The organism is Streptomyces sp. NPDC058650 (assembly GCF_042717315.1).
Taxonomy (GTDB): Bacteria; Actinomycetota; Actinomycetes; order Streptomycetales; family Streptomycetaceae; genus Streptomyces.
In genome coordinates, this window is record NZ_JBHXRL010000008.1 from 177023 (window position 1) to 200119 (window position 23097).

The 23097-nt window shown below is 73.7% G+C and carries 18 protein-coding genes and 1 tRNA gene; 8 read left to right on the forward strand and 11 right to left on the reverse strand.

Annotated features, from left to right (window positions below; translation table 11 throughout):
- Window positions 1-32: 32 nt before the first annotated feature.
- Window positions 33-1358, forward strand: coding sequence for a VWA domain-containing protein (locus ACFWWU_RS16845; RefSeq protein WP_384145376.1), 1326 nt, complete (start codon window positions 33-35; stop codon window positions 1356-1358).
- 48 nt (window positions 1359-1406) lie between these two features.
- Window positions 1407-2708 carry an FHA domain-containing protein gene (locus ACFWWU_RS16850; protein WP_384145379.1) on the forward strand — a complete coding sequence of 434 codons (1302 nt, stop codon included), beginning with the start codon at window positions 1407-1409 and terminating at the stop codon, window positions 2706-2708.
- On the opposite strand, the gene ACFWWU_RS16855 is transcribed toward ACFWWU_RS16850, so the two are convergent.
- Window positions 2705-3679, reverse strand: coding sequence for a methyltransferase domain-containing protein (locus tag ACFWWU_RS16855; protein WP_384145382.1), 975 nt, complete (start codon window positions 3677-3679; stop codon window positions 2705-2707). The genes ACFWWU_RS16850 and ACFWWU_RS16855 overlap by 4 nt on opposite strands.
- A 108-nt stretch (window positions 3680-3787) precedes the next feature.
- Between ACFWWU_RS16855 and ACFWWU_RS16860 the strand changes: the two genes are divergently transcribed.
- The 5 genes from ACFWWU_RS16860 (at window position 3788) to ACFWWU_RS16880 (ending at window position 12468) form a co-directional block, all read left to right on the forward strand.
- Window positions 3788-4192, forward strand: a complete 405-nt coding sequence (locus ACFWWU_RS16860) for a globin (RefSeq protein WP_055643412.1) — start codon at window positions 3788-3790, stop codon at window positions 4190-4192.
- Between the two features lie 239 nt (window positions 4193-4431).
- On the forward strand, window positions 4432-7815 hold the full coding sequence (locus ACFWWU_RS16865; RefSeq protein ID WP_384145387.1) for an ABC transporter permease: 3384 nt from the start codon (window positions 4432-4434) through the stop codon (window positions 7813-7815).
- Window positions 7815-10778: an FtsX-like permease family protein gene (locus ACFWWU_RS16870; protein ID WP_384145390.1), complete on the forward strand. Its 2964-nt coding sequence runs from the start codon at window positions 7815-7817 to the stop codon at window positions 10776-10778. The genes ACFWWU_RS16865 and ACFWWU_RS16870 overlap by 1 nt, the downstream gene beginning before the upstream one ends.
- On the forward strand, window positions 10775-11746 hold the full coding sequence (locus ACFWWU_RS16875; protein WP_384145393.1) for an ABC transporter ATP-binding protein: 972 nt from the start codon (window positions 10775-10777) through the stop codon (window positions 11744-11746). Before ACFWWU_RS16870 ends, ACFWWU_RS16875 begins: the two co-directional genes overlap by 4 nt.
- Window positions 11747-11802: 56 nt before the next feature.
- Complete coding sequence (locus tag ACFWWU_RS16880; protein WP_384145396.1) at window positions 11803-12468, forward strand: hypothetical protein; 666 nt, start codon at window positions 11803-11805, stop codon at window positions 12466-12468.
- Here ACFWWU_RS16880 and ACFWWU_RS16885 read toward each other — a convergent pair.
- The 9 genes from ACFWWU_RS16885 to ACFWWU_RS16925 all read right to left on the reverse strand — a co-directional run bounded on the left by ACFWWU_RS16885 (window position 12465) and on the right by ACFWWU_RS16925 (window position 21716).
- Window positions 12465-12698, reverse strand: coding sequence for a GNAT family N-acetyltransferase (locus ACFWWU_RS16885; RefSeq protein ID WP_384145399.1), 234 nt, complete (start codon window positions 12696-12698; stop codon window positions 12465-12467). The two genes, ACFWWU_RS16880 and ACFWWU_RS16885, sit on opposite strands and share 4 nt — an antisense overlap.
- Window positions 12695-12853, reverse strand: a complete 159-nt coding sequence (locus ACFWWU_RS16890) for a hypothetical protein (protein WP_384145402.1) — start codon at window positions 12851-12853, stop codon at window positions 12695-12697. Before ACFWWU_RS16890 ends, ACFWWU_RS16885 begins: the two co-directional genes overlap by 4 nt.
- A 4-nt stretch (window positions 12854-12857) precedes the next feature.
- Window positions 12858-13526: a hypothetical protein gene (locus ACFWWU_RS16895; protein WP_384145404.1), complete on the reverse strand. Its 669-nt coding sequence runs from the start codon at window positions 13524-13526 to the stop codon at window positions 12858-12860.
- Window positions 13523-13948: a thioesterase family protein gene (locus ACFWWU_RS16900; protein ID WP_317595234.1), complete on the reverse strand. Its 426-nt coding sequence runs from the start codon at window positions 13946-13948 to the stop codon at window positions 13523-13525. Before ACFWWU_RS16900 ends, ACFWWU_RS16895 begins: the two co-directional genes overlap by 4 nt.
- A gap of 5 nt (window positions 13949-13953) precedes the next feature.
- Entirely contained in the window at window positions 13954-15618 is a 1665-nt protein-coding gene (gene ettA, locus ACFWWU_RS16905; protein WP_384145407.1) for an energy-dependent translational throttle protein EttA, read from the reverse strand.
- A 329-nt stretch (window positions 15619-15947) separates the two neighbouring features.
- Window positions 15948-17429: an LAETG motif-containing sortase-dependent surface protein gene (locus ACFWWU_RS16910; protein ID WP_384145410.1), complete on the reverse strand. Its 1482-nt coding sequence runs from the start codon at window positions 17427-17429 to the stop codon at window positions 15948-15950.
- A gap of 224 nt (window positions 17430-17653) precedes the next feature.
- Window positions 17654-18130, reverse strand: a complete 477-nt coding sequence (locus tag ACFWWU_RS16915; protein ID WP_384145413.1) for a single-stranded DNA-binding protein — start codon at window positions 18128-18130, stop codon at window positions 17654-17656.
- Window positions 18131-18289: 159 nt separating this feature from the next.
- Window positions 18290-20089 (reverse strand): GTPase, encoded by a 1800-nt coding sequence (locus ACFWWU_RS16920; protein ID WP_384145416.1) that lies wholly within the window; start codon window positions 20087-20089, stop codon window positions 18290-18292.
- A gap of 1 nt (window position 20090) precedes the next feature.
- On the reverse strand, window positions 20091-21716 hold the full coding sequence (locus tag ACFWWU_RS16925) for a dynamin family protein (protein ID WP_384145420.1): 1626 nt from the start codon (window positions 21714-21716) through the stop codon (window positions 20091-20093).
- Between the two features lie 303 nt (window positions 21717-22019).
- Between ACFWWU_RS16925 and ACFWWU_RS16930 the strand changes: the two genes are divergently transcribed.
- Window positions 22020-22092, forward strand: a tRNA-Arg gene (locus ACFWWU_RS16930).
- 187 nt (window positions 22093-22279) lie between these two features.
- Here ACFWWU_RS16930 and ACFWWU_RS16935 read toward each other — a convergent pair.
- Window positions 22280-23041, reverse strand: coding sequence for a DUF317 domain-containing protein (locus ACFWWU_RS16935; protein ID WP_384145890.1), 762 nt, complete (start codon window positions 23039-23041; stop codon window positions 22280-22282).
- Window positions 23042-23097 lie beyond the last annotated feature (56 nt).

Genomic DNA, 23097 nt, shown 5'->3' on the forward strand with positions numbered 1-23097 from the left:
TTCCCCCGTCGTCGCCCGAGGAGCCGAAACAGATGGCGAACTTCTCCAAGCCGACCGCGCCGCGGTTCTCCGTGGACGTGTACCAGAACGAGTTCCTGCCGGAGGGCGGCCGCGAGGTCAGCGCCATCGTCACGGTCACCTCGACCGGGGGCGGCACGACCGGCGTCTCCGGGTACGCGGACGGCGGCGGGGCCGGCGTGGTGATCATGGTCGACTGCTCCGGCTCGATGGACTACCCCGCCACCAAGATGCGCGGCGCCCGCGAGGCGACCGCCGCCGCCGTCGACACCCTGCGCGACGGCACCTCCTTCGCCGTCGTCGCCGGTACGCACGTGGCGAAGGAGGTCTACCCGGGGAACGGCCGCCTGGCCGTCGCGGACGCCCGGACCCGGACCGAGGCCAAGGAGGCGCTGCGGAGCCTGTCGGCGGGCGGCGGCACGGCGATCGGCACCTGGCTGCGCCTCGCGGACCGGCTGCTGTCCTCCGCCGACGTCACCATCCGGCACGGCATCCTGCTCACCGACGGCCGCAACGAGCACGAGTCGCCGGAGGAGCTGCGGGCCGCGCTGGACGCCTGCGCGGGCCGGTTCACCTGTGACGCGCGCGGGGTCGGCACGGACTGGGAGGTCAAGGAGGTCACCGCGATCGCCTCGGCGCTCCTCGGCACGGCCGACATCGTCGCCGACCCGGCCGGTCTGGCCGCCGACTTCACGGCGATGATGGAGCAGGCGATGGGCAAGGGCGTGGCGGACGTCGTGCTGCGCCTGTGGACGCCGGTCGGGGTGGAGATCGGGTACGTGAAGCAGGTGGCGCCGACGGTCGAGGACCTGACCGGCCGCCGCACCGAGGCCGGACCGCGCGCCGGGGACTACCCGACGGGCTCGTGGGGCGACGAGTCCCGCGACTACCACGTGAGCGTGCGCGTCCCGCAGGCCGCGATCGGGCAGGAGATGCTCGCCGCCCGGGTCTCCCTGATCGCCTTGGACCCGGCGGGCGGCGACCCCCTGCCGCTGTCTCAAGGACTGGTACGGGCGGTGTGGACGGACGACCTGGCGATGTCCACGTCGATCAATCCGCAGGTCGCGCACTACACGGGGCAGGCGGAGCTCGCGGACGTCATCCAGCAGGGTCTCGATGCCCGCAAATCGGGCGATCGCGACGGCGCGACGGCGAAATTGGGCCGCGCGGTGCAGCTCGCGGCGGCCTCCGGGAACGCGGATACGGCGAAACTCCTTTCGAAGGTGGTCGACGTCGTCGACGCGGCGACGGGTACTGTGCGTTTGAAGGCGAAGGTCGCGGAAGCGGACGAGATGACACTCGAGACCCGTTCCACCAAGACCGTTCGCGTCAAGAGGTAGAGGCAGCCCGGCCCGCCGGGCCGGACGACGAGAGGGGGAAGCACCGACATGCCGACCTGCCCGAACGGACACCAGTCGGTCTCCGACGACTGGTGCGAGGTCTGCGGCCATCGCATGGCCGGGGCGGGTGCGCCTGCGGGTGCCGTACCGCCGCCTCCCCCGCCGCCGCCCGCTTACGGATACCCGGGTCCCGGTGGCCCCGGCCAGCCCCCGATGGGCCCGCCGCCCGGCGGCCACGGTGCTCCCGGTGGGCCCGGTGCTCCCGGTGGCTTCGGTCACGGGGGCGACCCGAACGCGACCGCGCAGGCGGAGCTCTGCCCGCAGTGCCGTACCCCGCGTGAGCACATGGCGCCGTTCTGCGAGGAGTGCCGCTGGAACTTCCTCACGAACACGGCGACTTCCTACACGCCGGTGGCTCCGCAGCAGTCCGGGCCGCCGCCAGGTCTGAACCTGCCGCCCGGCTTCCAGTCCCCGCCGCCGCCCCCGCCGCAGCAGCAGCCCCCGCAGCCGCCTCAGCAGGATCCCTTCGGGTACCAGGGCTCGCGCCCCTCCCAGGTGAACCGTCCGGCCGAGCCGCTGGGCGCCGAGCCCACGCACCACCAGGCCCCGCAGCGCCCGCCGGTGCAGCAGCAGCCGATGCAGCCGCCCGTACAGCAGCAGGCGCCGCCCGCGTACCTCCAGGCACCGCCGCCGCAGGCCCCGGTCCAGGCGCCGGTCCCGCCCGCGCCGCCGCAGCCGCGCGCGGACGACGACTGGGTCCTGTCGCCGCCGTCGCAGCCGCAGCCCCCGCAGCCTCCGCAGCACCAGGCCCCGCCGCCGCCCCCGCAGCAGCAGTTCCAGCAACAGCAGCAGCCGCCGCAGCAGCAGTTCCAGCAGCCGCCGCAGCAACAGCAACACCACCAGCAGCAGCAGTTCCAGCACCAGCCGCCGCAGCCGCAGCCCCCTATGGGCTGGACCGCGGTCATCAGTCCGGACCGCGAGTACTTCATGGCGATGATGCACCGCAGCGGCCCGGAGGCCTCGGGCCTCAACCTGCCCGCGTACTCGCCGGACAAGCACCTGCCGCTCCAGGGCAACCAGATCTCCATCGGCCGCCGCCGGCACTCCACCGGCGAGTCCCCCGACATCGACCTGTCGGTGCCGCCGGAGGACCCGGGCGTCTCGCACCAGCACGCCGTGCTCGTGCAGCAACCGGACGGGTCGTGGGCGGTGGTGGACCAGAACTCCACCAACGGCACCACGATCAACGGCGGCGAGGAGCCGATCCAGCCCTACGTCCCCGTCCAGCTCCAGGAGGGCGACCGGGTGCACGTCGGCGCCTGGACGACGATCACGATCCGCCGCGGCTAACCGGCGGACGGCAGGGGCCAGGCGTACGGCCCTCCGGGCTCGTCCAGCCAGGCCCACTGCCGGTCGCCGCTGACCGTCACCCCGAAGCGCTCCCGTTCCGGCCGCCCCTCGCGCAGCCAGAGCGAGAGCGCTTCGCGTCTGTCCAGGACCGGGGCGACGAGACCGCACAGGAAGCGGAAGCGTTCGTCCCCGGCGGGACCGTGGCGGGGGCCGCGGCCCTCCGGGACGTGGGCGGCGACGCCCCGCAGCGCCACGAAGTACGCCGAGGTCTCCAGGAACCGCCCCTCCGCGTGGGTGCCGTCGCGCACCCGCAGCAGGATCAGTCCGGTGGAGAGCGGGGCGAGGATCAGGGCGCCGGGCCGGCACTGGGCGAGCCAGGGGTACGGGACGGCGGGCACCGCGCAGGTCGCGACGATCCGGTCGTAGGGGGCGTGTTCGGGGCAGCCCCGGGCTCCGTCGGCGGCGAGCACGGCCGGCCGGTACCCGACGGCGGCGAGATGGGTCCGGGCGGACTCGGCGATCTCCTCGTCGAGGTCGACGGTGGTGACGTGCTGCTCGCCGAGCCGGTGGCAGAGCAGGGCCGCGTGGTAGCCGGTCCCGGCGCCGATCTCCAGGACGTCGTCGCCGTCGCGCACGTCCAGGGCCTGGAGCATGAGCGCCATCAGGGAGGGCTGGCTGGCGGAGGAGACCAGCTCCCCGTCGCGTACGCGGGTGGCGATCGCGGTGTCCGCGTAGGTGCCGCGCAGCCAGCGCTCCCGCCGCGCGGGGTCGGGGTCGCCGGCCCAGAGCCGCTCGTAGCCGCCGGTCCCGGAGACGTAGAAGTACGGGACGAAGAGATGGCGCGGGACCTCGGCGAAGGCGGCCCGCCAGGCGGGATCGGACAGCGCGCCGTCCGCCTCTATCCGCCGCACGAGCTCCAACCGCTCCCGCGCGCCGGCCCCGGCGAACTCGTCCCACGGCTCACCACCCATGTCTCCACTCTCCCGCCGCCGGGGCGTGGGGGCGAGCGCCCGTACGGGTGCCGGTCCGGCGGTCCTAGGCCTCCGGTCCTCGGCCCGGCCATCTGAGACGATGGAACGGTGAACGAGATTCCCGGGGAAACGACGCAGGAGCAGACCTTCTACGAGCAGGTCGGCGGCGAGGAGACCTTCCGCCGCCTGGTCCACCGCTTCTACGAGGGCGTCGCGGCGGACCCGCTGCTGCGCCCGATGTACCCCGAGGAGGACCTCGGCCCGGCGGAGGAGCGCCTCGCCCTCTTCCTGATGCAGTACTGGGGCGGCCCCCGCACCTACAGCGACCACCGCGGCCACCCCCGCCTCCGCATGCGCCACGCCCCGTTCACGGTGGACCAGGAGGCCCACGACGCCTGGCTCCGCCACATGCGCGCCGCCCTGGACGACCTCGCGCTCGCCCCCGAGCACGAGGCCGAACTGTGGCGCTACCTCACCTACGCGGCAGCCTCCATGGTGAACACCGCCGGCTGACGCTCCCTCACCCCGCCCCACCTCACTCACCGCGACCCACCACCCCTGGACGGACACATTCCGGAGACGGAACACCGAATAACGGTCACGATCGCATCAAGGTCGGTCCGTAAGCGGTTTCCAGCGGCACCCGCACTCTGAAAGCATCCGAGGGAAGTCCGGGGGGACTCGATGGGCTTTCGGAGAACTTTCGGCGGCGTTCGGCGCGCGCAGGGTGGTTCAGGGTTCCAGGGGGATGGGTGACGGGGTTCGTATTCCTGCGTGTCAGGGCTCACCGGCTGCTATTGGCCGCGGCGCTGCTCGCCGTGTTGCTGACCACCACCGTGCTGGCCACGCTCGCCGCCTTCTCCTCCACCATCGGGGACGCGGCGCTCCAGGCGGGGCTCCAGGGGCGCTCCGCGCCCGCCGCGTCGCTGCTCGTGACCGGGCAGGTGGACGCCGCGAAGCGGGCGAGTGCCGATGAGGCCGTGCGGGAGGGGGCGCGGAAGACCTTCGACGGGCTGCCGGTGACCGTGCGGCGCCTCGAACGCTCCGGGCCGTACGCGCTGCCCCGCGCTCTTCAGCCGCCCGCCGCCCGCAAGGGCGATCCGGACCTCACCCGATTCGCCGCCCTCGACCGCTCGCGGCTCTCGCTCGTCCGGGGCGCCTGGCCCTCGGCCGCCCGCACCGGCGGCGTCGTCGAGGCGGCGATCCCCGAGGAGGCCGCCCGGCGCCTCCGGGTCACGCCCGGGACCGTGCTCACCCTCGGCGACCGGCTCGCCGAGGGCAAGGTGGTGAAGACCCGGATCACCGGCGTCTACCGGCCCGTCGACACCGCCGACCTGTACTGGCAGCTCGACCCGGCCGGCGGCCGCGGCGTGCGGACGGTCGCGTTCACGACGTACGGACCGCTCTTCGTCGCCCCGGCCGTCCCCGCCTCCGGAGCGCTCAGCGCCGGGGACACGTCCTGGCTCGGCACCGCCGACTTCAGCGGCCTCACGACCGACGGGATGGACGCCCTGCGCGTCTCGGCGACCGAGGGGCCGAAGGAGCTGGCCTCCGCCACCGAGCCCTTCGGGACGACGATCGCCGCGGCCACCGCGCTCCCGACCGTCCTGGAGCAGACCCAGCGGGCACTCGTCGTCTCCCGCTCGACCCTCCTGATCGTGGCCGTGCAGCTGGTGCTGCTCGCCGCGTACGCGCTGCTGCTCGTGGCCCGGCTGCTCAGCACCGAGCGCTCCGGGGAGACGGCGCTGCTGCGGGCCCGCGGCGGTTCGCGGCGCCGGATCACCGGGCTCGCCGCCGTCGAGGCGCTGCTGCTCGCGCTGCCCGCGGCGATCGCCGCCCCGCTTCTGACCGGTCCGCTGACCCGGATCTTCACCGAGCGGTCCGCGCTCTCCTCGCTCGGGGTACGGCTCGACACGACGCCGTCCCTCCAGGTCTGGCTGGCCGCCGCCGCGGTGGCGCTGTGCTGCGCGGCGGCCGTCGTGGCTCCCGCGCTCGCCGCCGGGGACGGTGCCGCCGTCTCCCTGCGCAAGACCCGCTCGGGCACCCTGCCCGCTCCCGTACGGGCCGGGGCGGACATCGGGCTGCTCGCCATCGCCGCCGTCGCCTACTGGCAGTTGCAGCGGCCCGCCGCCACCGGCGCGACCCTCGGCTCGGGCGAGGACGGCGGGGGCTCCGTGGACCCGGTGCTCGTCGCCGCGCCCGCCCTCGCCCTGCTCGCCGGCACCGTCCTGACCCTGCGTCTGCTGCCGCCCGCCGCCAAGCTGGCCGAGCGGCGCGCGGCGAGCGGGCGCGGTCTCTCCGCCGCCCTCGCCGGCTGGCAGTTCAGCCGGCGGCCGCTGCGCGGCGCGGGCCCCGTACTCCTCCTCGTCCTCGCCGTGGCGATGGGCATGCTGGCCATCGCGCAGAGCAACTCCTGGGATCGTTCGCAGCGGGACCAGGCCGACTTCCGGGCCGGCGCGGATGTCCGCGTCCTCGCCGCCGGTCCCGGCGAACCGACGCAGACCGAGCGGCTTGCCGCCGTGCCCGGTGTCACGGCCGTGGCGCCGGTGCACCGCGCCTCGACGGACGTCGCCGGGAAGAACGCGACCGTCCTGGCCGTCGACACCCGCGCGGCCGCGGGCGGGCTGCTGCTCCGCCCCGACCTCGCCGGCACCTCCCCCGCCGCCTCCCTCCTCACCCCGCTCGCCCCCGAGGCCGGGACCCGCCCCGGGCTCCCCCTGCCCGCCGGCACCCGGACGCTCGGCATCGACCTGCGCACCGTCGCGGCGGTCCGCACCTCCGAGGCCCGGGTCACGGTCGTCCTGGAGGACCCGAACGGCATCCCGTACCGGCAGGCCGTGGATTCGCTGCCCTCCGACGGCCGCACGCACCGGCTGACCCTCGACCTCGGCGCCCTGACCGGCGGGCCCGGCGCCACGGGCGACGCGGGCACCACGGACAGCAAGGGGTCCGGCGGGCTGCTCACCCTCATCGGCCTGGAGCTCACCGGCGAGGTCGACGACGGCGAGAAGCACCCGCTGACCCTGCACGTCGAGCGTTTCACCACCGTCGGGCCGGACGGCGCCGAGCGGACGCACGCGCCGGGACGGATCCTCGCCGCCTGGGCCTACGCCGCCGAACAGACCCTGGACGGCGAACCTCAGCTCGCCGTCCCCGCGACCGGCCGTCCCGGCTCCGCGGGACCCGGCGGCCGCCCCGCGCCGTACTCCGTCGCGTACACGATCAGCGGCAAGGCTCTGGGGGCCAAGTTCGTCGTGACCGAGGAGTACACCGTCCGGCTGACCGCCCCCGGGCCGAAGGCGCCCACCCGGCTGCCGGCCGTGGTCACCGAGACCTATCTGGCGGCGACCGGCGCCAAGCCCGGGGACAAGCTCGAGATCACCCTCGGCGGCAAGCCGGTCGGCATCACCGTCGCCCGGGTGGTCAAGGAGCTGCCGACCACCGGCCCGGGCGCCCAGGGGGCCTCCGCCACCACGCCCGTCGCCACCCCTGAGGACGGCGGCTCGATCCTCGTCGACCTGGCGTCGGTCAACCGCTATCTGGCGACCGACGAGACCGCGAGCGTGCCCGCGAGCGAGTGGTGGCTGACCGTCGCGCCCGGCCGGTCCGACGAGGTCGCCGCGGCCCTGCGGGCCCGCCCGAGCGCGGACCCCGAACAGATCCTCGTACGCGACGAGACCGCCGCCGACCTGCTCGGCGACCCGCTCGGCGCCGGACCCAACGCCGCCCTGATGGCGGTGGCGGCGGCCGCCGCCGCGCTCGCCGCGGTCGGCTTCGCCGTCGGCTCGGCCGGTTCGATGCGGGAACGATCCGCCGAGTTCGGGGTGTTGCGGGCGCTCGGCACCCCGCAGCGCCGCCTCGCCCGGCTGATCGCCGCCGAGCAGGGCGTGCTCATCGCCGTCGGCCTGCTCGTCGGCATCGGGCTCGGCGCGGTCCTGGCCCGGGCCGTCGTCCCCCTCGTCGTCCTCACCGGCCAGGCCACCCGGCCCGTGCCCCCGGTCCTGGTGGAACTGCCCCTCGGCCAGGTGGCGCTGCTCATCACCGGTGTGGCCGCGCTGCCGCTGGCGATCGTCGCGGCGATCGCGCTGCGCCGCACCGACCCGGCCGTGACCCTGCGCCACCAGGGGGACAACTGATGACCGCCGCACGCAGGGAGAACGAGAACAGGGAGAACACCGACATGCCCCGGTCCGACAGCCCCGCTCGGTCCGGCAGGCCCGCTCGGTCCGACAGCCCCGACGGGTCCCGCCGTCCCGCTCGGTCCGGCAAGCCCGCCCGTGCCGTGGCGCCCTGGGTGCGGACCCGGCTGCGGACCGCGCCCTGGGCCGCCGGCTCCCTGGCTCTCCTCGTCCTGGTCACCGTCTACCTCGCCGCCGCTCTCCCGCGAGCCGTCGACGCGTACGAGACGGAGGGCCTCCGGCACGAGATCGAGGCCGCCGCGCCCCGCAACAGCGTCCTCGAACTGACCCAGCCGGGCGGCCTGGGAGGCTCACTCGCCGAGCGCGAGGCGGCCCTGGCCCCCTCCGTCCTCCTGAGCAAGCGGGACAGGCTGCGCTCCCTGCTCCCCGAGCCGCTGCGGACCGACCCGAAGCAGACCGTCCACGGCGTCCGTACGATCAAGCGGATCGACGGGCTCGACCGGTGGCTGCCCCGGCCCGACGGCCTGTCCCCCCAGCTCGTGCTCTCCTCCCCGTCCGACCTGCCCGCCCACGCGACGGTACGGAAGGGCAGAATGCCCGCCGGATCGGCGCGCGCCCCGGAGGCCGCGGTCACCGCGGCGACCGCGAAGGCGCTCGGCATCAAGCCCGGCTCGGTCGTGCACGTGCCCGGCGTGGTGAACGCGGAGCCCGTCGCCGTGACGGTCACCGGCATCGTGGAGCCGCGCGCCACCGAGTCCGCGTACTGGGCGGTGGAGCCGCTGCTGCACACCCCGGCCCTCACCCCGATCGTCGGCGACGAGGTGAAGTACTACTGGCAGGGGGCCTTGCTCCTCTCCCCCGCCTCGGCGCCCGTGGCGCTCTCCACCACCGGTGAGCCGGAGGCCTACTGGCGGTACATGCCCACGGCGGGTCACCTCACCGCGCGGGACGTCGACCGGCTCGACGCCGCGCTCGGCTCGGCGAGCGCCGGACCCGACCTGGTCTCGATGCGCCAGGTCATGGGGAACACCGGCGCGCTCACCACCAAGCTCGACGAGATCGTCGACTCCTTCCGCTCGATGCGCGAGGCGATCAACCCCGTCGTGGCCGTCGCCGTCTTCGGGATCGGCGCGGTCGCGGCCGTCGTCGTCGCGATGACCGGAGGCCTCTTCGCCGCCCGCCGGGACAGCGAACTGGCGCTGCTGCGCTCGCGCGGCGCCTCGCTGACCGGCATCGGGCTGCGCCTGCTCGGCGAGACCGCGGCGGTGGCCGTACCGGCCGCCGTGCTCGGCCTGGCCCTGGCGGTGTGGACCGTACGGCCCCCGGAGGTGGCGGGCGGTCCCGCCGTCGAGGCGGGAGCCGCGGCCGAGGCCGCCACCGGGCTCCCCCTCGGTCCCTCCCTCCTCGCCGCCGCCTTCGTCGCGCTCCTCGCGATGCTCGTGCTGCCGCTGCGGGCCGTCGTCCTGCACCGCCGCCCGCGGCTGCACGGCGGCCGCGACGACCTGCTCACCGCCCGGCCCTCCCGCCGCCGCACGGTCGCCGAACTCACCCTGCTCGTCCTCGCCGTCGGCGCCGTCGCCTCGCTGCGGCTGCGCGGCACCGGCGACTCCGGGGACCACCTGGTGAGCGCCGCCCCGGTGCTCGTCGGCGTGATCGCCGCGCTCGTCCTCGTACGGATCTATCCGCTGCCGCTGCGGTGGCTGGCCCGGCCCGCCCGCCGGCTGCGCGGGGCGGTCGGCCCGCTGGCCCTGGCCCGGGCCGGACGCTCGTCCTCGACGGGCGCGCTGCCGCTCCTCGCGCTGGTCCTCGCGCTGACCACGGCCGCGTTCGGCGGCTCGGTCCTCGCCGGGGTCGCCGACGCCCGCGACCGGGCCGCGCTCCTCGCGACCGGCGCGGACGCCCGCGTCGACGGCTCGGTCGAGTGGACGCCGCTGCCGCCCGGGCTCACCGAGGCCGTACGCGATACGGCGGGAGTACGGGACCTGGCCCCGATCCAGGTCGAGTACGGAGTGGCGATGCCGTCCTTCCAGGGCACCGGCGCCCAGCCGATGAGCGCGCCGCTCGTCGGCGTCGAGCCCGGCTCGTACAGCCGCCTCGCGGACCGGACCGGCTTCGGCCCGTTCCCGGCCAAGCTGCTCGCGTCGACCGGGAAGGGCGGCAAGGACGCCGTCGCGGACACCGAGCGGGTGCTGCCCGCGATCGCCTCGCCCGCCATCGCCGAGCGGCTCGGCAGCGAGCCGCTGGAGATCGTGGCGGCGGCCGGGGTGTTCCGGGTGAAGGTCGTCGCGGTCCGGACGACCACCCCGGCCCTGACCGGCGAGGACTTCCTCGTCGTCAACGCCGCCGACCTGACCCACCCGCAGCCCACCGCGCTGCTCGTCACGGGGAGCTCGGCGGACGGAGCGCTGGACGGGGCGGCCCTGCGCGCCGCCGTGACGGCGAAGTCCGACGACTTCGTCGTCACGCTCCGCACCGAACTGCGTTCCACCTACGTCGACTCGCCGCTCCAGACGGGCGCCGAGCGGATCTACGCGGCGGCCATCGGCGCGGGCGCCGGCTACGCGGTCCTGGCGGTGCTGCTCTCCCTGATGCAGAACGCGCCGGAGCGGACCACGCTCCTCGCCCGCCTGCGGACGATGGGCCTGACCCGGAAGCAGGGCCGCAGGCTCCTCGGCCTCGAAGCGCTGCCGCAGGCGGTCCTCGCCGCGCTCGGCGGCATGCTGGTCGGCTGGGCGACGGTGCCGCTGCTCGCCCCGGGCATCGACCTGTTCCGGCTCGCGCTCGCGACGGCCCCCGGCTTCGCCACGCTGGACAGCGCCCCGCTGCGGGCGGACCCCTGGTCCCTGGTCCTGCCCGCGCTCGGCGTCGTCGTCCTGACGGGACTGGCGGCGGCGGGGCAGGCCTGGTGGGCGGGGCGCAGGGGATCGATCAAGGAACTGAGGGCAGGAGACGCACGATGACGAAGACCGGTACGACCCTCCCCACCGACCCTTCGGGCACCACCCTGGAGGAGCTGGAGCAGCGGGCGACGGCGCGGCGCGACCGGCCCTCGTACGGGCACGACGCGCTCATCGCCTGCGACCGGCTCGTCCGGATCTTCACCACGGACGGGGTGGAGGTGCAGGCGCTCCAGGGCCTCGACCTCCTGGTGAAGGAGGGCGAGTTGATGGCCCTCGTCGGCGCCTCGGGCTCCGGCAAGTCGACGCTGATGAACATCCTGGCGGGTCTCGACGTGCCGACGGCCGGCTCGGCGAGCGTCGCCGGGTGCGACCTGCTCGCGATGGACGGCAAGGCGCGGCTGCGCTACCGCCGCGAGGTCGTCGGCTTCGTCTGGCAGCAGACCGCCCGCAACCTCCTCCCGTACCTGACGGCCGCCCAGAACGTGGCGCTGCCGATGCAGTTGCGGGGCCGGACGAAGCGGAAGGCCGAGCGGGCGGAGGAGCTCCTCTCGATGCTGGGCATCGCGGACGCCCGCGACCGGCGACCGCACCAGCTCTCCGGCGGCCAGCAGCAGCGGGTGGCGATCGCGGTCGCGCTCGCCAACAACCCCTCCGTCCTGCTCGCCGACGAGCCCACCGGCGAGCTGGACTCGGCCACCGGCGAGCAGGTCTTCGCGGCCTTCCGCCGCGCCAACGAGGAACTGGGCACGACGATCGTCATCGTCACCCACGACCAGGCGGTCGCCTCCGAGGTGCGCCGCACGGTCGCCATCCGCGACGGCCGCACCTCCTCGGAAGTGCTGCGCCGCACCGAGGTCGACGAGCAGGGCAAGGAGTCGCTGGTGGCACGGGAGTACGCGATGCTCGACCGCGCGGGCCGGCTCCAGCTCCCGTCGGACTACACGCAGGCGCTCGGGATGGAGCACCGGGTGGCACTGGAGCTGGAACAGGACCACATCGGGGTCTGGCCGGACGACGCGGAGCGCTGACGCGAGGCGAAACCGGGGAGGGCGGCGGGGCGTCCCTCCCCTGGGGGGTGATGTCCATGCCATCGAGGAAGCCGACGCGGGAGACGGAGGCGGGCAGGGCGAGGAAGGCGGGCCGGGCACGGGCGGCGATGTTCCTGCCGGCGGCCTGCGCGGTCGCCCTGGCCGTCTGGGCGGCCTGGTGCTTCGGGGGCGCCTCGGCGCCGTCCACGACGGTCGCCGTCTCGGTCGGCGGGGCGGCCGTCCTCGCGGCGGGAGTGGCGTACTTCCTGCTGGTCACCGGAAACCTGGGCTTCTTCGGCGCGCTGTCGCTGGTCGGCGGGCTGCTGCTCACGGCAGCCGCCACGGACCAGGCCGCCGCGCGCGGCGAGGTCGCCGAGTGCGTCGTCGTGAAGGTCATCGGGGAGCACAGGGAAGCGATCGTCGACGGCGGCCTCGACACGACGCTCCACCACCACACGCTGCGCTGCCCGGGCGGGTATCCGTCGGCACTGGCGGAGGACCGTCGGCTCGCCCCGGACGGCGGGACCATCCGGGTGGCCTACGACCCCCGGCGGCGGGTGGACCCGGCGGTGGAGGGCTCCAGCTCGCCGTGGCTCCCGGGCTTCCTGGCGCTGCTCGCGCTGACGGCCGCGACGGCGGGGGCGCGACACGTGAACCTGCGGTGGAGCCGCCCGGAACCGTGTCCGGAACGGAGGCCTCGCCGAGCGCCCCGCCAGGTCTAGAGGTCTGTCAGCGCCATGAGTCCGGCCGCCGTGGGCAGGAAGCCGCACCGCTCGTGGAAGCCGGTGAGGTGGGGCTCGTAGTCGACGTGCGGCCAGTGCGCGCCGCGCGCGCGGGCCGCGTCGGCGGCGGCCCGTACGAGAGCGACGCCGAGCCCGGCCCGGCGCTCGTCCGGGTGGACGGTGGTGTCGAGGAGGAAGGCGTGCACGCCGCCGTCCCCGACGACGTTCACGTACCCGACGAGCCGCCCGGCGCGGCGGCGGTGACGCGCAGCAGGCTGCGGGCGAGGACGGGACCGAAGTCGGTGTCCTGGTGCCCGGGCCAGGAGGCGTGGAGGAGACTGTTCAGCTCGTCGCCGCCGAGGTGCCCGTCGACCTCGACGTGCACCTCGTCATCGACCCGGGGTGACCGTGAGGGCCATCGGCACCGTACGGAGGGCGATCGAGCCGTACGGGGTACGCAGCCGGAGCCACGGTCCGGAGGCGAAGAGCGCGACCGGCGCGTCGTCCTGTCCCGGCGGCAGGAAGCCGAGCGACTGCGCGGCGTGCACGGCCCGCAGGGGCAGCCCGGTGGTACCGAGGGTCCGGGACCAGATCGCGTGGCCGATACGATCGCGCTCGGCCCGGGTCCGCCGCTCTTCGGGCAGTTCCTCGTCGCGCGCCCGGAACTCGGCGACGGCCGCGGCGACCGCGCCCCGCATCTCGGGAGCGCCCGGCAGCCCGGCGACCGGCTTCCAGCCGGCCCGGGGCGGCAGCACACCCGCCCAGGGCGGACCGGTGACGGAGTCCGGGACGACCGCCTTGCCGGCCGACTCCTCGATGCCTTCGAGGAGCTCGCCTGCGGAGACGGTGGCGTCCAGGTCGACGGCGTCGACGAGCCGCGCCGTACGGATCGCGAGCACCTCGAAGGACGGCGGCCGCCCGAAGACGGCCAGCGCCCCGCCGCCGGCCTGGAGGCGGACGGCCGCGGCCCGGTCGTAGTGGACCAGCCTGCCCAGGAAGGCGGCGAGAGCAGCCGCCTCCCGGGCGTCGGCGAAGTGCAGCGGAGCGAGCACGGTCATGCGGCGGACGTCATCCCGTCGTCGACGTACTCCTGGAGGAACTCACGCTCCTCGGAGGTGATCCGGCGCGGTCGCTGCGCCTCCAGGTCGAAGGGCACGACGACCGTGGACGCCCGGACGTACACCACGTCCGCGTCCTTGACCTCGTACGCGATCGTCAGCGACGCCGCGCCTATCTTCGTGACCCACGACTCGATGGTCACCGGCTCGTGCCGGTGGACCAGCGGCCGCTTGTAGTCGATCTCGTGCCGGGCCACGACGGACCCGCCGGAGAACGAGGGGGAACCGTCCCCCGGCGCCAGCCGGAACATGAAGTCGATCCGCGCCTCTTCCAGGTACCGCAGGAAGACGACGTTGTTGACGTGCCCGAAGGCGTCCATGTCCGACCAGCGCAGGGGACAGCTGTAGATGTGCCTGGTCACTGACCTCAGCCTCGGGTCAGCTTCTTGTACGTGGCGCGGTGCGGACGGGCCGCCTCGGCGCCGAGGCGCTCGATCTTGTTCTTCTCGTACGACTCGAAGTTGCCCTCGAACCAGTACCACTTCGACTCGCCCTCGTACGCGAGGATGTGCGTCGCGACCCGGTCCAGGAACCACCGGTCGTGGGAGATCACGACCGCGGCACCGGGGAACTCCAGGAGCGCGTTCTCGAGCGACGACAGGGTCTCGACGTCGAGGTCGTTGGTGGGCTCGTCGAGGAGCAGCAGGTTGCCGCCCTCCTTGAGGGTGAGCGCCAGGTTGAGGCGGTTGCGCTCACCGCCGGACAGCACGCCCGCGGGCTTCTGCTGGTCCGGGCCCTTGAAGCCGAAGGCGCTGACGTACGCGCGGGACGGCATCTCGACGTGGCCGACGTTGATGTAGTCCAGTTCGTCGGAGACGACGGCCCACAGCGTCTTCTTGGGGTCGATGTTGGCGCGGCTCTGGTCGACGTACGAGATCTTGACGGTCTCGCCGACCTTGATGGAGCCGGAGTCCGGGGTCTCCAGACCCTGGATCATCTTGAAGAGCGTGGTCTTGCCGGCGCCGTTCGGGCCGATGACCCCGACGATGCCGTTACGGGGCAGGGTGAAGCTCAGGTCGTCGATGAGGACCTTGTCGCCGAAGGCCTTGGAGAGGTTCTCGACCTCGACGACGATGGAGCCCAGACGCGGGCCCGGCGGGATCTGGATCTCCTCGAAGTCCAGCTTCCGCATCTTGTCGGCCTCGGCCGCCATCTCCTCGTAGCGGGCGAGACGGGCCTTGGACTTGGTCTGACGCCCCTTGGCGTTGGACCGCACCCACTCCAGCTCTTCCTTGAGGCGCTTGGCGCGCTTCTCGTCCTTCTTGCCCTCGACCTTGAGGCGGGTGGCCTTCTTGTCGAGGTAGGTGGAGTAGTTGCCCTCGTAGGGGATCGCGCGACCGCGGTCGAGCTCCAGGATCCACTCGGCGACGTTGTTCAGGAAGTAGCGGTCGTGGGTGACGGCCACCACGGCGCCCGCGTACTTCGAGAGGTGCTGCTCCAGCCAGTTCACCGACTCGGCGTCGAGGTGGTTGGTGGGCTCGTCGAGGAGGAGCAGGTCCGGGGCCTCGATGAGCAGCTTGCAGAGCGCGACACGGCGCTTCTCGCCACCGGAGAGGTTGGTGACCGCCCAGTCACCGGGCGGGCAGCCCAGGGCGTCCATGGCCTGCTCCAGCTGGGCGTCGAGGTCCCAGGCGTTGGAGTGGTCCAGGTCCTCCTGGAGCTTGCCCATCTCCTCCATCAGCTCGTCGCTGTAGTCGGTGGCCATGAGCTCGGCCACCTCGTTGAAGCGCTTGAGCTTGCCCATCTGCTCGGCGGCGCCGTCCTGCACGTTCTCCAGGACGGTCTTCGACTCGTCGAGCTTCGGCTCCTGCATGAGGATGCCGACGCTGTAACCGGGCGAGAGGAACGCGTCACCGTTGGACGGCTGCTCGATCCCGGCCATGATCTTCAGAACGGTGGACTTACCGGCACCGTTCGGGCCCACCACACCGATCTTGGCGCCGGGCAGGAAGTTCAGGAAGACGTCGTCGAGAATCACCTTGTCGCCGTGCGCTTTACGCGCCTTGCGCATGGTGTAGATGAACTCAGCCAAGAGAAACCGTCCGGCAGGGAGTGAGTGGGCAGATACACCCCATCTTGCCTGACCGCCACCCTCAGGCGGAAACCGGTAAGACCGGCGCGAGGGTGGAGAGGGAGCCGGGACGGGGGCGGGGCGGGACGCGCGGGAGCGGCACGGGCGAGGCCGCGGAGGGGTGCCTGGAGGGGCTGAGGGGCCCCGGACGTGCGACGGCCCCCGGACGGCCCCGGACGCGGATGCGAACCAGGGCCGTACAGGGGCCGTACAGCGGCCGTGCGGAGCTTCACGGAGCGAAGCGCGTGTGACGCGGATCACTCCGTGAGGTCAGGCTCCGGAGGTCACCGTCAGTGACCGGCGGCCTTCTTCTTGCGGAGGATGAACACCGCGGCTCCACCGATCACGACGAGCGCGGCGGCGATGCCGGCGATCATCGGGGTCGCGTTGGAGCTGCCGGTCTCGGCGAGGTCGCCGCCACCGGTGGTGCCGGTGGTGCCGGTCGTACCGGTGGTCTCACCGGCCGGGGCCGAGGTCGACGGAGTGGCCGACGGGGTCTCCGTCGAGGGCTGCGCGGAGGGGGTCTCCGAGGGCTCGGTCGAAGGCGCCGTGGTGGTGGGGGTCTCCGAGGGCAGCGGGCCCGGGGTGGCCGTCTTGCAGTCCAGGACGCCCTCGAAGGTCTCCTCGAAGCCGTTCGGGCCGGTGATCGTGAACTTGTACGCCTCGTCCTCGGCGAGCGGGACCGTCACGGTCTTCGTCTCACCGGCGGCGATCGTGTACGAGGTGCCCTTCAGGTCGAAGGTCCAGGCCTCGTCACCCTCGTTGGAGGCGATGATCTCCAGGCCGCCCTTGGCGCAGTCCTTCGCGACCGTGACGGCCGGGACGGCACCCGTCTTCGCCCAGGCCGCGGTGGCCTTGGCGTTGACGGTGGAGTCGCTGGAGCCGGCCAGGATCAGGGTCTGCGAGGGGCCGTCGATGGAGACGAAGGCGCGGCCCAGCGGAACCTTGGTGGTGGCTTCGGCGGTCAGCTCGGCGGTGCCGTCGGCGGTGCCGGCGGGGACGTCGAAGAAGACCTGGTCGCCGTTCTTGGCCTCGGAGACGGGCTTGCCGTCCTTGTCGACGACCTGGACGCCGGCCGGGGCGCCGGCGGCGGCCGCGACCTTGGCGATCTCGGAGTTCGTGGAGACCGTGATCGGGCCGAGGCGCTCACCGGCCTTGCCCGCGACGGAGGAGGGAGACAGGCTCAGGGAAGCCTTGGGCTCCTCGAGGTGCTTGGCCTCCTTCAGGAGGTACTCGGTCAGCTTCTTGGCGTCCTCGTCCTTGGGCGTCGCGGTGACGTCGTCGGAGAGGGTCCAGATCGCGGCCTGGGTGCCGGCCGCGGCCTCCTTCTTGGAGAGGTCGACGCCGACCTTGCCGCCGAGGGTCTCGGCGGAGAACTTCGGGTAGGCGTTCTCCAGGATCCAGAGGATCTTGCCCGCGTTCTCGTTGTTGTGCAGGGAGGACTCGCCCCAGCCGACTTCCTTGTAGTCGAAGTCGTGCTTCGCCGGGGTGCGGAGGTCGATGCAGTAGGTGAAGAGAGTGCCTCCGCCACCGACCTCCATCTTGAAGAGACCACCCTGGACCGGCCACTTGTCGCCGTTCTTCTCGGTGATCTCGACGCCGGCGACGTCCTCGGTCAAGCCGCCGAGCTTCGCCGTGACGCCACCCGTACCCGGGGCGGGCTCATCGGCGAACGCCGGACCGGCGGTCGCTATCGCACCGGCCGCGACAAGGCCGGAGACCAGGGTCGCGGCGGCCAGGCGGGCCGCGCCACGCCCACGAACTGAAAACATTGGATTCCCCTCCGGGCGGGCCGCTCCGCGAACATGGTCGGTTCGCGTGGGGGGAGCGCGCGCCAGCAGACTCACAGACTCGATGGGCTCACGTGCCACATGAGTACCCGGGAATCCTATGGATGCGGAACCCCCCGGTGCCCGGCCATACGTTCAGATAACCATTCCGTCTCAGAATCGTTATCCCCACGGTGAGTTGGTCGACAAATCCCCACGACACATGGTCAGGGAACGGTCACCAACCGCTGAGTGGCCTCCGTCCACGGGTCCTGCCCGGACGCCTGGGCGAGGGTCGGCTCCGGCTCCGGCCGCGGCCCCGCCTCCGACCGGGGCCCCGGCTCCGCCTTCACCACGCGCCGGAAGGCGGCCGTACCCCGGGTCAGATCGTGCCCCACGGCCAGCGCGTCCACGTCCACGAAGGTCTTGCGCTGCCCGTCGCGCTCGTCCTCCCGCACCCTCAACCGGCCGTGCACCACGAGCGGTTCCCCGACGGAGACCGAGGCCGCGAGATTGGCCCCGAGCGACCTCCAGGCCGACACCGTGTAGAAGCTGGTGCTCCCGTCGGACCAGAGCCCCCGCTCCCGGTCCCAGCGCCGCGCGGTCACCGCGAAACGGAACCGCGCCACCCCGCCCCCGGCCGTCTCCCGGTACTCCACCGCCGTCACCACGTTGCCGACGAGCGTCACGGTCGTGTCGTTCATGGTTCCGCCCCCACCTGTGCGTTTCTCTCGGTCGGCACCATGGTGGGGGCGGTCGGGACGTTCCCGCCGGGGCCTGTGGACGATCCGGCGATTGGGGACAACTCCCTCACCCGGAAGGGGAAGAAGCAGGCATCCCAGCGGTCGGTTCGAGCGCCGCCCCTACCTCCTCCGAACGTCCGCCCTGGTCGCCCCGAGCCGCGACGCACCGGACCGGGTCCCGCCGACCACGCGCGCCGAGGGCCGGGTGCCGACCACCGTCGCGTACTGCTCGCGGACCTCCCGGTAGCGCATCAGCTCCGCCGCCACCGGGTCGAGCACCCGGGCCCGGCCGCACGCCCCGGCCGCCTCCCGCAGCCGGCGCTCGGCCTCCTCCCCGTACCGCCGGGCAGGGCCCTTCACGGCGCCCTCGCAGGCCCATTCGACGAGCGGGCCGCCGACGATGCCGCCGAGCATCACGACGACCGGCGGAAGGAGCCCCGGCTCCACGACACCGACGATCTGGCCCACCAGCCACAGCGCGCCGAAGATCTGCAGGAGCGTCATCACGGCCTGCGCGAGGACGGCGGCGGGCCACCAGGCGGGCCGGGGCGGCCGGGCGGCCGGGTCGCCCATGCTCGCCGTCAGCTCGTCGAGGGCCTCCGGCAGCCCCTCGGCCCCGCGCGCCGCCGCCTCCCGTACGGCCTGCGCCCAGGGGGTGGGGAGCCCGCGCGAGGCCTCGTCGGCGACGATCCGGACCGCCTGCTCGACGCGCTGCCGCGCCGTCAGTTCGTCCTCGGCGGGAGAGTCGAGGCGCGGGTCGGTGGAGCCGTGCGCGCGCAGCCGCTCGTACCAGCGGTAGAGCCGTAGCCAGGGCGTACCGCAGGCGCGGATGGCTCCCCGGCGCCAGACCCGCTCGGCGGCCTCTCCGGCGGCCTGGGCGCCGACGGCGACGGCGAGCCGGTCCGCGAAGTCCCCCCGGGCGCGCTCGTCGAGGCCGGAGCGGCCGTCGGCGACGTACGCGGGGCGGAGCCGGACGGCGGCGGCGTCGATGTCGGCGGCGAGGCGGCGTTCGGGGGCGGTCCGGTCCTGGACGAACCGGCCGATGAGTTCGCGCAGTTCGGGGATGCCGTCGCCGCTCAGCGCGGAGACGGCGAGGACGGTGGCGCCGGGTTCGCCGTGTTCGCCGAGCGCCACTCCGTCCTCGTCGAGGAGGCGACGCAGGTCGTCGAGGACGAGGTCGGCGGCCTCGGTGCCGAGCCGGTCGATCTGGTTGAGGACGACGAAGGTGACCTCGGCGTGTCCGGCGAGCGGGCGGAGGTAGCGCTCGTGGAGGGCGGCGTCGGCGTACTTCTCGGGGTCGACGACCCAGATGACGGCGTCGACGAGGCCGAGGACCCGGTCGACCTGGTCGCGGTGGGCGGTGACCGCCGAGTCGTGGTCGGGGAGGTCGACGAGGACGAGGCCCTGGAGTTCGGCGTCGGCCGCGCCGCCGGCGAGGGGGCGGCGGCGCAGCCGGCTGGGGACGGCGAGCCGGTCGAGGAGTCCGGCGGCGCCCTCGGACCAGCTGAGCGCGATGGGCGCGGAGGTGGTGGGGCGGCGCAGGCCGGTCTCGGAGACGGGGACGCCGGCGAGGGCGTTGAAGAGCGTGGACTTGCCGCTGCCGGTGGCGCCGGCGAGGGCGATCACGGTGTGCCGGGAGGAGAGCCGCTGGCGGGCGGCGGCCTCGTCGAGGACGCGCCCGGCCCCGGCGAGGGCCTCGCTCTCGACGCGGGTGCGGGAGAGTCCGACGAGCTCGTGGAGGGCGTCGAGGCGGCTCCGGAGGGGCCCGCCGTAGTTCCCGCCGAGGGCCGGCAGCATGTCGTCCTCCGGAACCTCTTGCTCCGTGTCCTCCACCAGGGCGGCCCGCTCGCTCGCCCGCCGGGCGATCAGCCCGTCGTCCCAGCGCTCACGTCGGCTTGGGCCGCGGTCGTCGTCCACCACGTCACTTCTCCTTCTGCAGTACGGAGAGCGCGGCGATGAGCTCCGCCTGCGGCTCGGGGGTCACGTCGAGCGCGTCGAGAGGGGCGAGGCGCCGGTCGCGCTCGGCGTGCAGGACGCGGTCGACGTACGAGAGGACCAGCTCGCCGCCCTTGTCGCGCAGGCGGAGGGCGGCCTGGGCACCGAGGAGTTCGGCGAGGCGGTCGCCCGCGGCCCGGGTGCGCCGGCCTCCGAGGAGGGAGGCGGCGAGGAGGGCGGCGACGGTCTCGGCCTCGGGGACGGCGGTGCGGGCGGCACGGGAGGAGCGGGAGCCGGAAGGCCGCTCGACGTTCCGCACTTCCTCCTCGGCGAGTTCTTCGAGTACGCGGCGCCAGCGGCGTACCTCCACGCCGGTCCGCTCCCCCGCCTCCCGGTCGCCGCCGGCCCGCGGCGGGCCCAGGGCTTCGGCGGCGGGATCGCGCTGCCAGGCGTCGTGTACGCGTTCCTCCGCGGCGGCCACCGCGCAGTGCAGGAGGGCGGCGAGGGACTCGGCGAGGGCGTCGAGGAGTTCGTCGGCGGTGCTGTCGCGGGGGTAGCCGCGCCAGCGGGTGCGGGCGTCCCCGGCGAGGACGGCGCCGCGGCCCAGCTGCTGCCGCACGCGCTTGCCCTGCTCGCGGTAGGCGGCCTCGACGGCGCCGCCGAGCCGGACGGCGGAGGCGTACTGGGCGGCGACCGCGCCGGCCAGTTCGGGCAGTCGGGTGTCGAGGGAGTCGATGACCCCGGTGGCGGTCCGGCCGAGGGCCTGCTGGCGGGCGGCGGGGTCCACGGCCCGGTGGGCGAGCCAGGCGCGCAGCGGGGCGACGGCGCTGTCGGGCAGGAGTCCGCTGCCGCCGTCCGTGGACTCGGGCAGCTCGGGAATCGTGAAGCGGGGCACGTCGCCGAGGCCCGCCTTGTCGAGGAGCGCCTCGTACTGGCGGGAGACCTCGCCGATGACCTGGTGCGGGACGCGGTCGAGGACGGTGACGAGGGTGGCGTCGTACTCCTTGGCGGTTCGGAGCAGGTGCCAGGGGACGGCGTCGGCGTACCGCGAGGCGGTGGTGACCATCACCCAGATGTCGGCGGCGCAGATCAATTCGGCGGCGAGGAGCCGGTTCTCGACGACGAGGGAGTCGATGTCGGGCGCGTCGAGCAGGGCGAGCCCGCGCGGCAGGGAGGCGGCGGTCTCGACCCGCAGGGCGTTCTCCTCGGGCGGCTCCTCGGTGGAGTGCTCCTCGTCGGCCTGGGGCAGCCAGACGCGGGTGAGCTGCGGGAGGACGCGCATCCCGGCGAACCAGTGGTGGTCCTCGGGGTGGCAGACGAGCACGGGCGTCCGGGTGGTGGGCCTGAGCACCCCCGACTCGCTGACGCGCCGCCCCACGAGGGAGTTGACGAGCGTGGACTTCCCGGCCCCGGTGGAGCCGCCTACGACGGCGAGGAGGGGGGCGTCGGGATCCTTCAGGCGGGGCACCAGATAGTCGTCGAGCTGAGCGAGGAGCTCGGCCCGGGTCTGCCGGGCGCGTGATGCGCCGGGGAGGGGGAGTGGGAGACGCACGGCGGCGACACGGTCGCGCAGGGCGGAGAGTGCGTCGATCAGCTGAGGCCGTTCGTCCAAGGTCACCACATGCGAAGAATGCCCAATTTATGAGTGTTTTTGAAGCGTATAGGCATCCTGCGCGCCGAGAGAAGGGAAGGGCGACCGGGACCGCAGGCATAACGAGTGCACAACACCCGCCCCGAGCGGCGTGAAAACCGCTGCGTAAATCGCACCTGCCTGCGATTATCGTTCCGCTTCACCGAACCTCCACATCGTGCCACGCAGGTGAAGCACCCGGGCCAAGGCGATCGGAGCCCTATCCTTGTCCCGGCAGGCCACACCCCACCCACCAGGGCCTCCAGGCCACACGGCCACCACCCGGCCCCCGTAGCTCAGTGGATAGAGCAGGTGCCTTCTAAGCACTTGGCCGCAGGTTCGAGTCCTGCCGGGGGCGCACAGGCGAAGACCCTCCTTCGGGAGGGTCTTTTTGCTGGTCAGAGGCGGTTTTCAGTCGGGGGCGAGCGTGCCGGAGCAAGGGCTCCGGATGGCTTGATCTGTCCGGCTGAAACCGGCCAGAGGCGGCCTCCGGCGGCCGTTCGGCCCGAAAACGGCCCGAAGTTTGAGGCCGCCCGCTGCCCGCCTCACTCCGGCCCACGCGCTCTTCTCTGCCGGTCAATCCCCGGCCGGACGACCGTCAGTCGTCCCTCGACTCCGGCGGGCAAGCAGGAGCGCTGCACCGGATGCGGCGAGGCGAGTGAGGAAGCGAAGATCGCGACGAGGTCATGCGGCACGCTGCTGCTGAAGCTGGCGCACCACAGGTACGGATTCCCGAGCACGGGCTCGGCCCACGCCTGCCAGCCGAACCTTCCGGGCCACAGGTCAGCATCGCGGACGAGCGGGGGCACCTCCTCCAAGGAGATGCCGGCCGAGAGTCCGGGAGCGAGGGCGGCCGTGTGCGGACGGTCGATGTCGCGAGCCCACCCCTGGGTGCAGACCGCCGCCACGACGGCTTCGGGGCCGCCGAAGGAGAACGCGGGTTCTGTGCGGGCGTCGAGGGCGAGAAGGAAGTCGGTCAGCGCCTCATGGGGGAGGCCGGCAGTGAAGTACGCGTTCCACTCCGCCAGGGCGCTGTCCGGACGGGTCCTGGCCGAGACCTGCCAGGCAACCGGAAGGTCTCCCAGTTCGAAGGAGCAGGCAGCGCGTGTCCACTCGGCGCCGCACAGCCCGTTGGGGCTCGTGTAGAGGAAGGTGTCGCGGGCGGTCGGCCACATCTGCCAGCCTGCGGACGAGAGGGCCGCACCAACGTGGTCGGCGAGAGCCTCGCCGTCGCCCGCCAGGTGGCGAGGGGTGACCCAGTAGCTCGGATCGGGGTGGGAGGAGTCGTCGTGGTGCCGTTGGTACAGGGTGCCTCCATGCGTTTGAGGTTCTGGGCGGTCGTCCACATTGACATGGCCGCAGG

Bases quoted from the DNA above. Each gene is read 5' to 3' on its own strand.
- ACFWWU_RS16855 (WP_384145382.1), bottom strand. From the start codon at position 3,679: ATGGGTGGTGAGCCGTGGGACGAGTTCGCCGGGGCCGGCGCGCGGGAG.
- ACFWWU_RS16895 (WP_384145404.1), bottom strand. From the start codon at position 13,526: ATGACCGTGCTCGCTCCGCTGCACTTCGCCGACGCCCGGGAGGCGGCT.
- ACFWWU_RS16870 (WP_384145390.1), top strand. From the start codon at position 7,815: ATGACCGCCGCACGCAGGGAGAACGAGAACAGGGAGAACACCGACATG.
- ACFWWU_RS16880 (WP_384145396.1), top strand. From the start codon at position 11,803: ATGCCATCGAGGAAGCCGACGCGGGAGACGGAGGCGGGCAGGGCGAGG.
- ACFWWU_RS16845 (WP_384145376.1), top strand. From the start codon at position 33: ATGGCGAACTTCTCCAAGCCGACCGCGCCGCGGTTCTCCGTGGACGTG.
- ACFWWU_RS16910 (WP_384145410.1), bottom strand. From the start codon at position 17,429: ATGTTTTCAGTTCGTGGGCGTGGCGCGGCCCGCCTGGCCGCCGCGACC.
- ACFWWU_RS16915 (WP_384145413.1), bottom strand. From the start codon at position 18,130: ATGAACGACACGACCGTGACGCTCGTCGGCAACGTGGTGACGGCGGTG.
- ACFWWU_RS16850 (WP_384145379.1), top strand. From the start codon at position 1,407: ATGCCGACCTGCCCGAACGGACACCAGTCGGTCTCCGACGACTGGTGC.
- ACFWWU_RS16875 (WP_384145393.1), top strand. From the start codon at position 10,775: ATGACGAAGACCGGTACGACCCTCCCCACCGACCCTTCGGGCACCACC.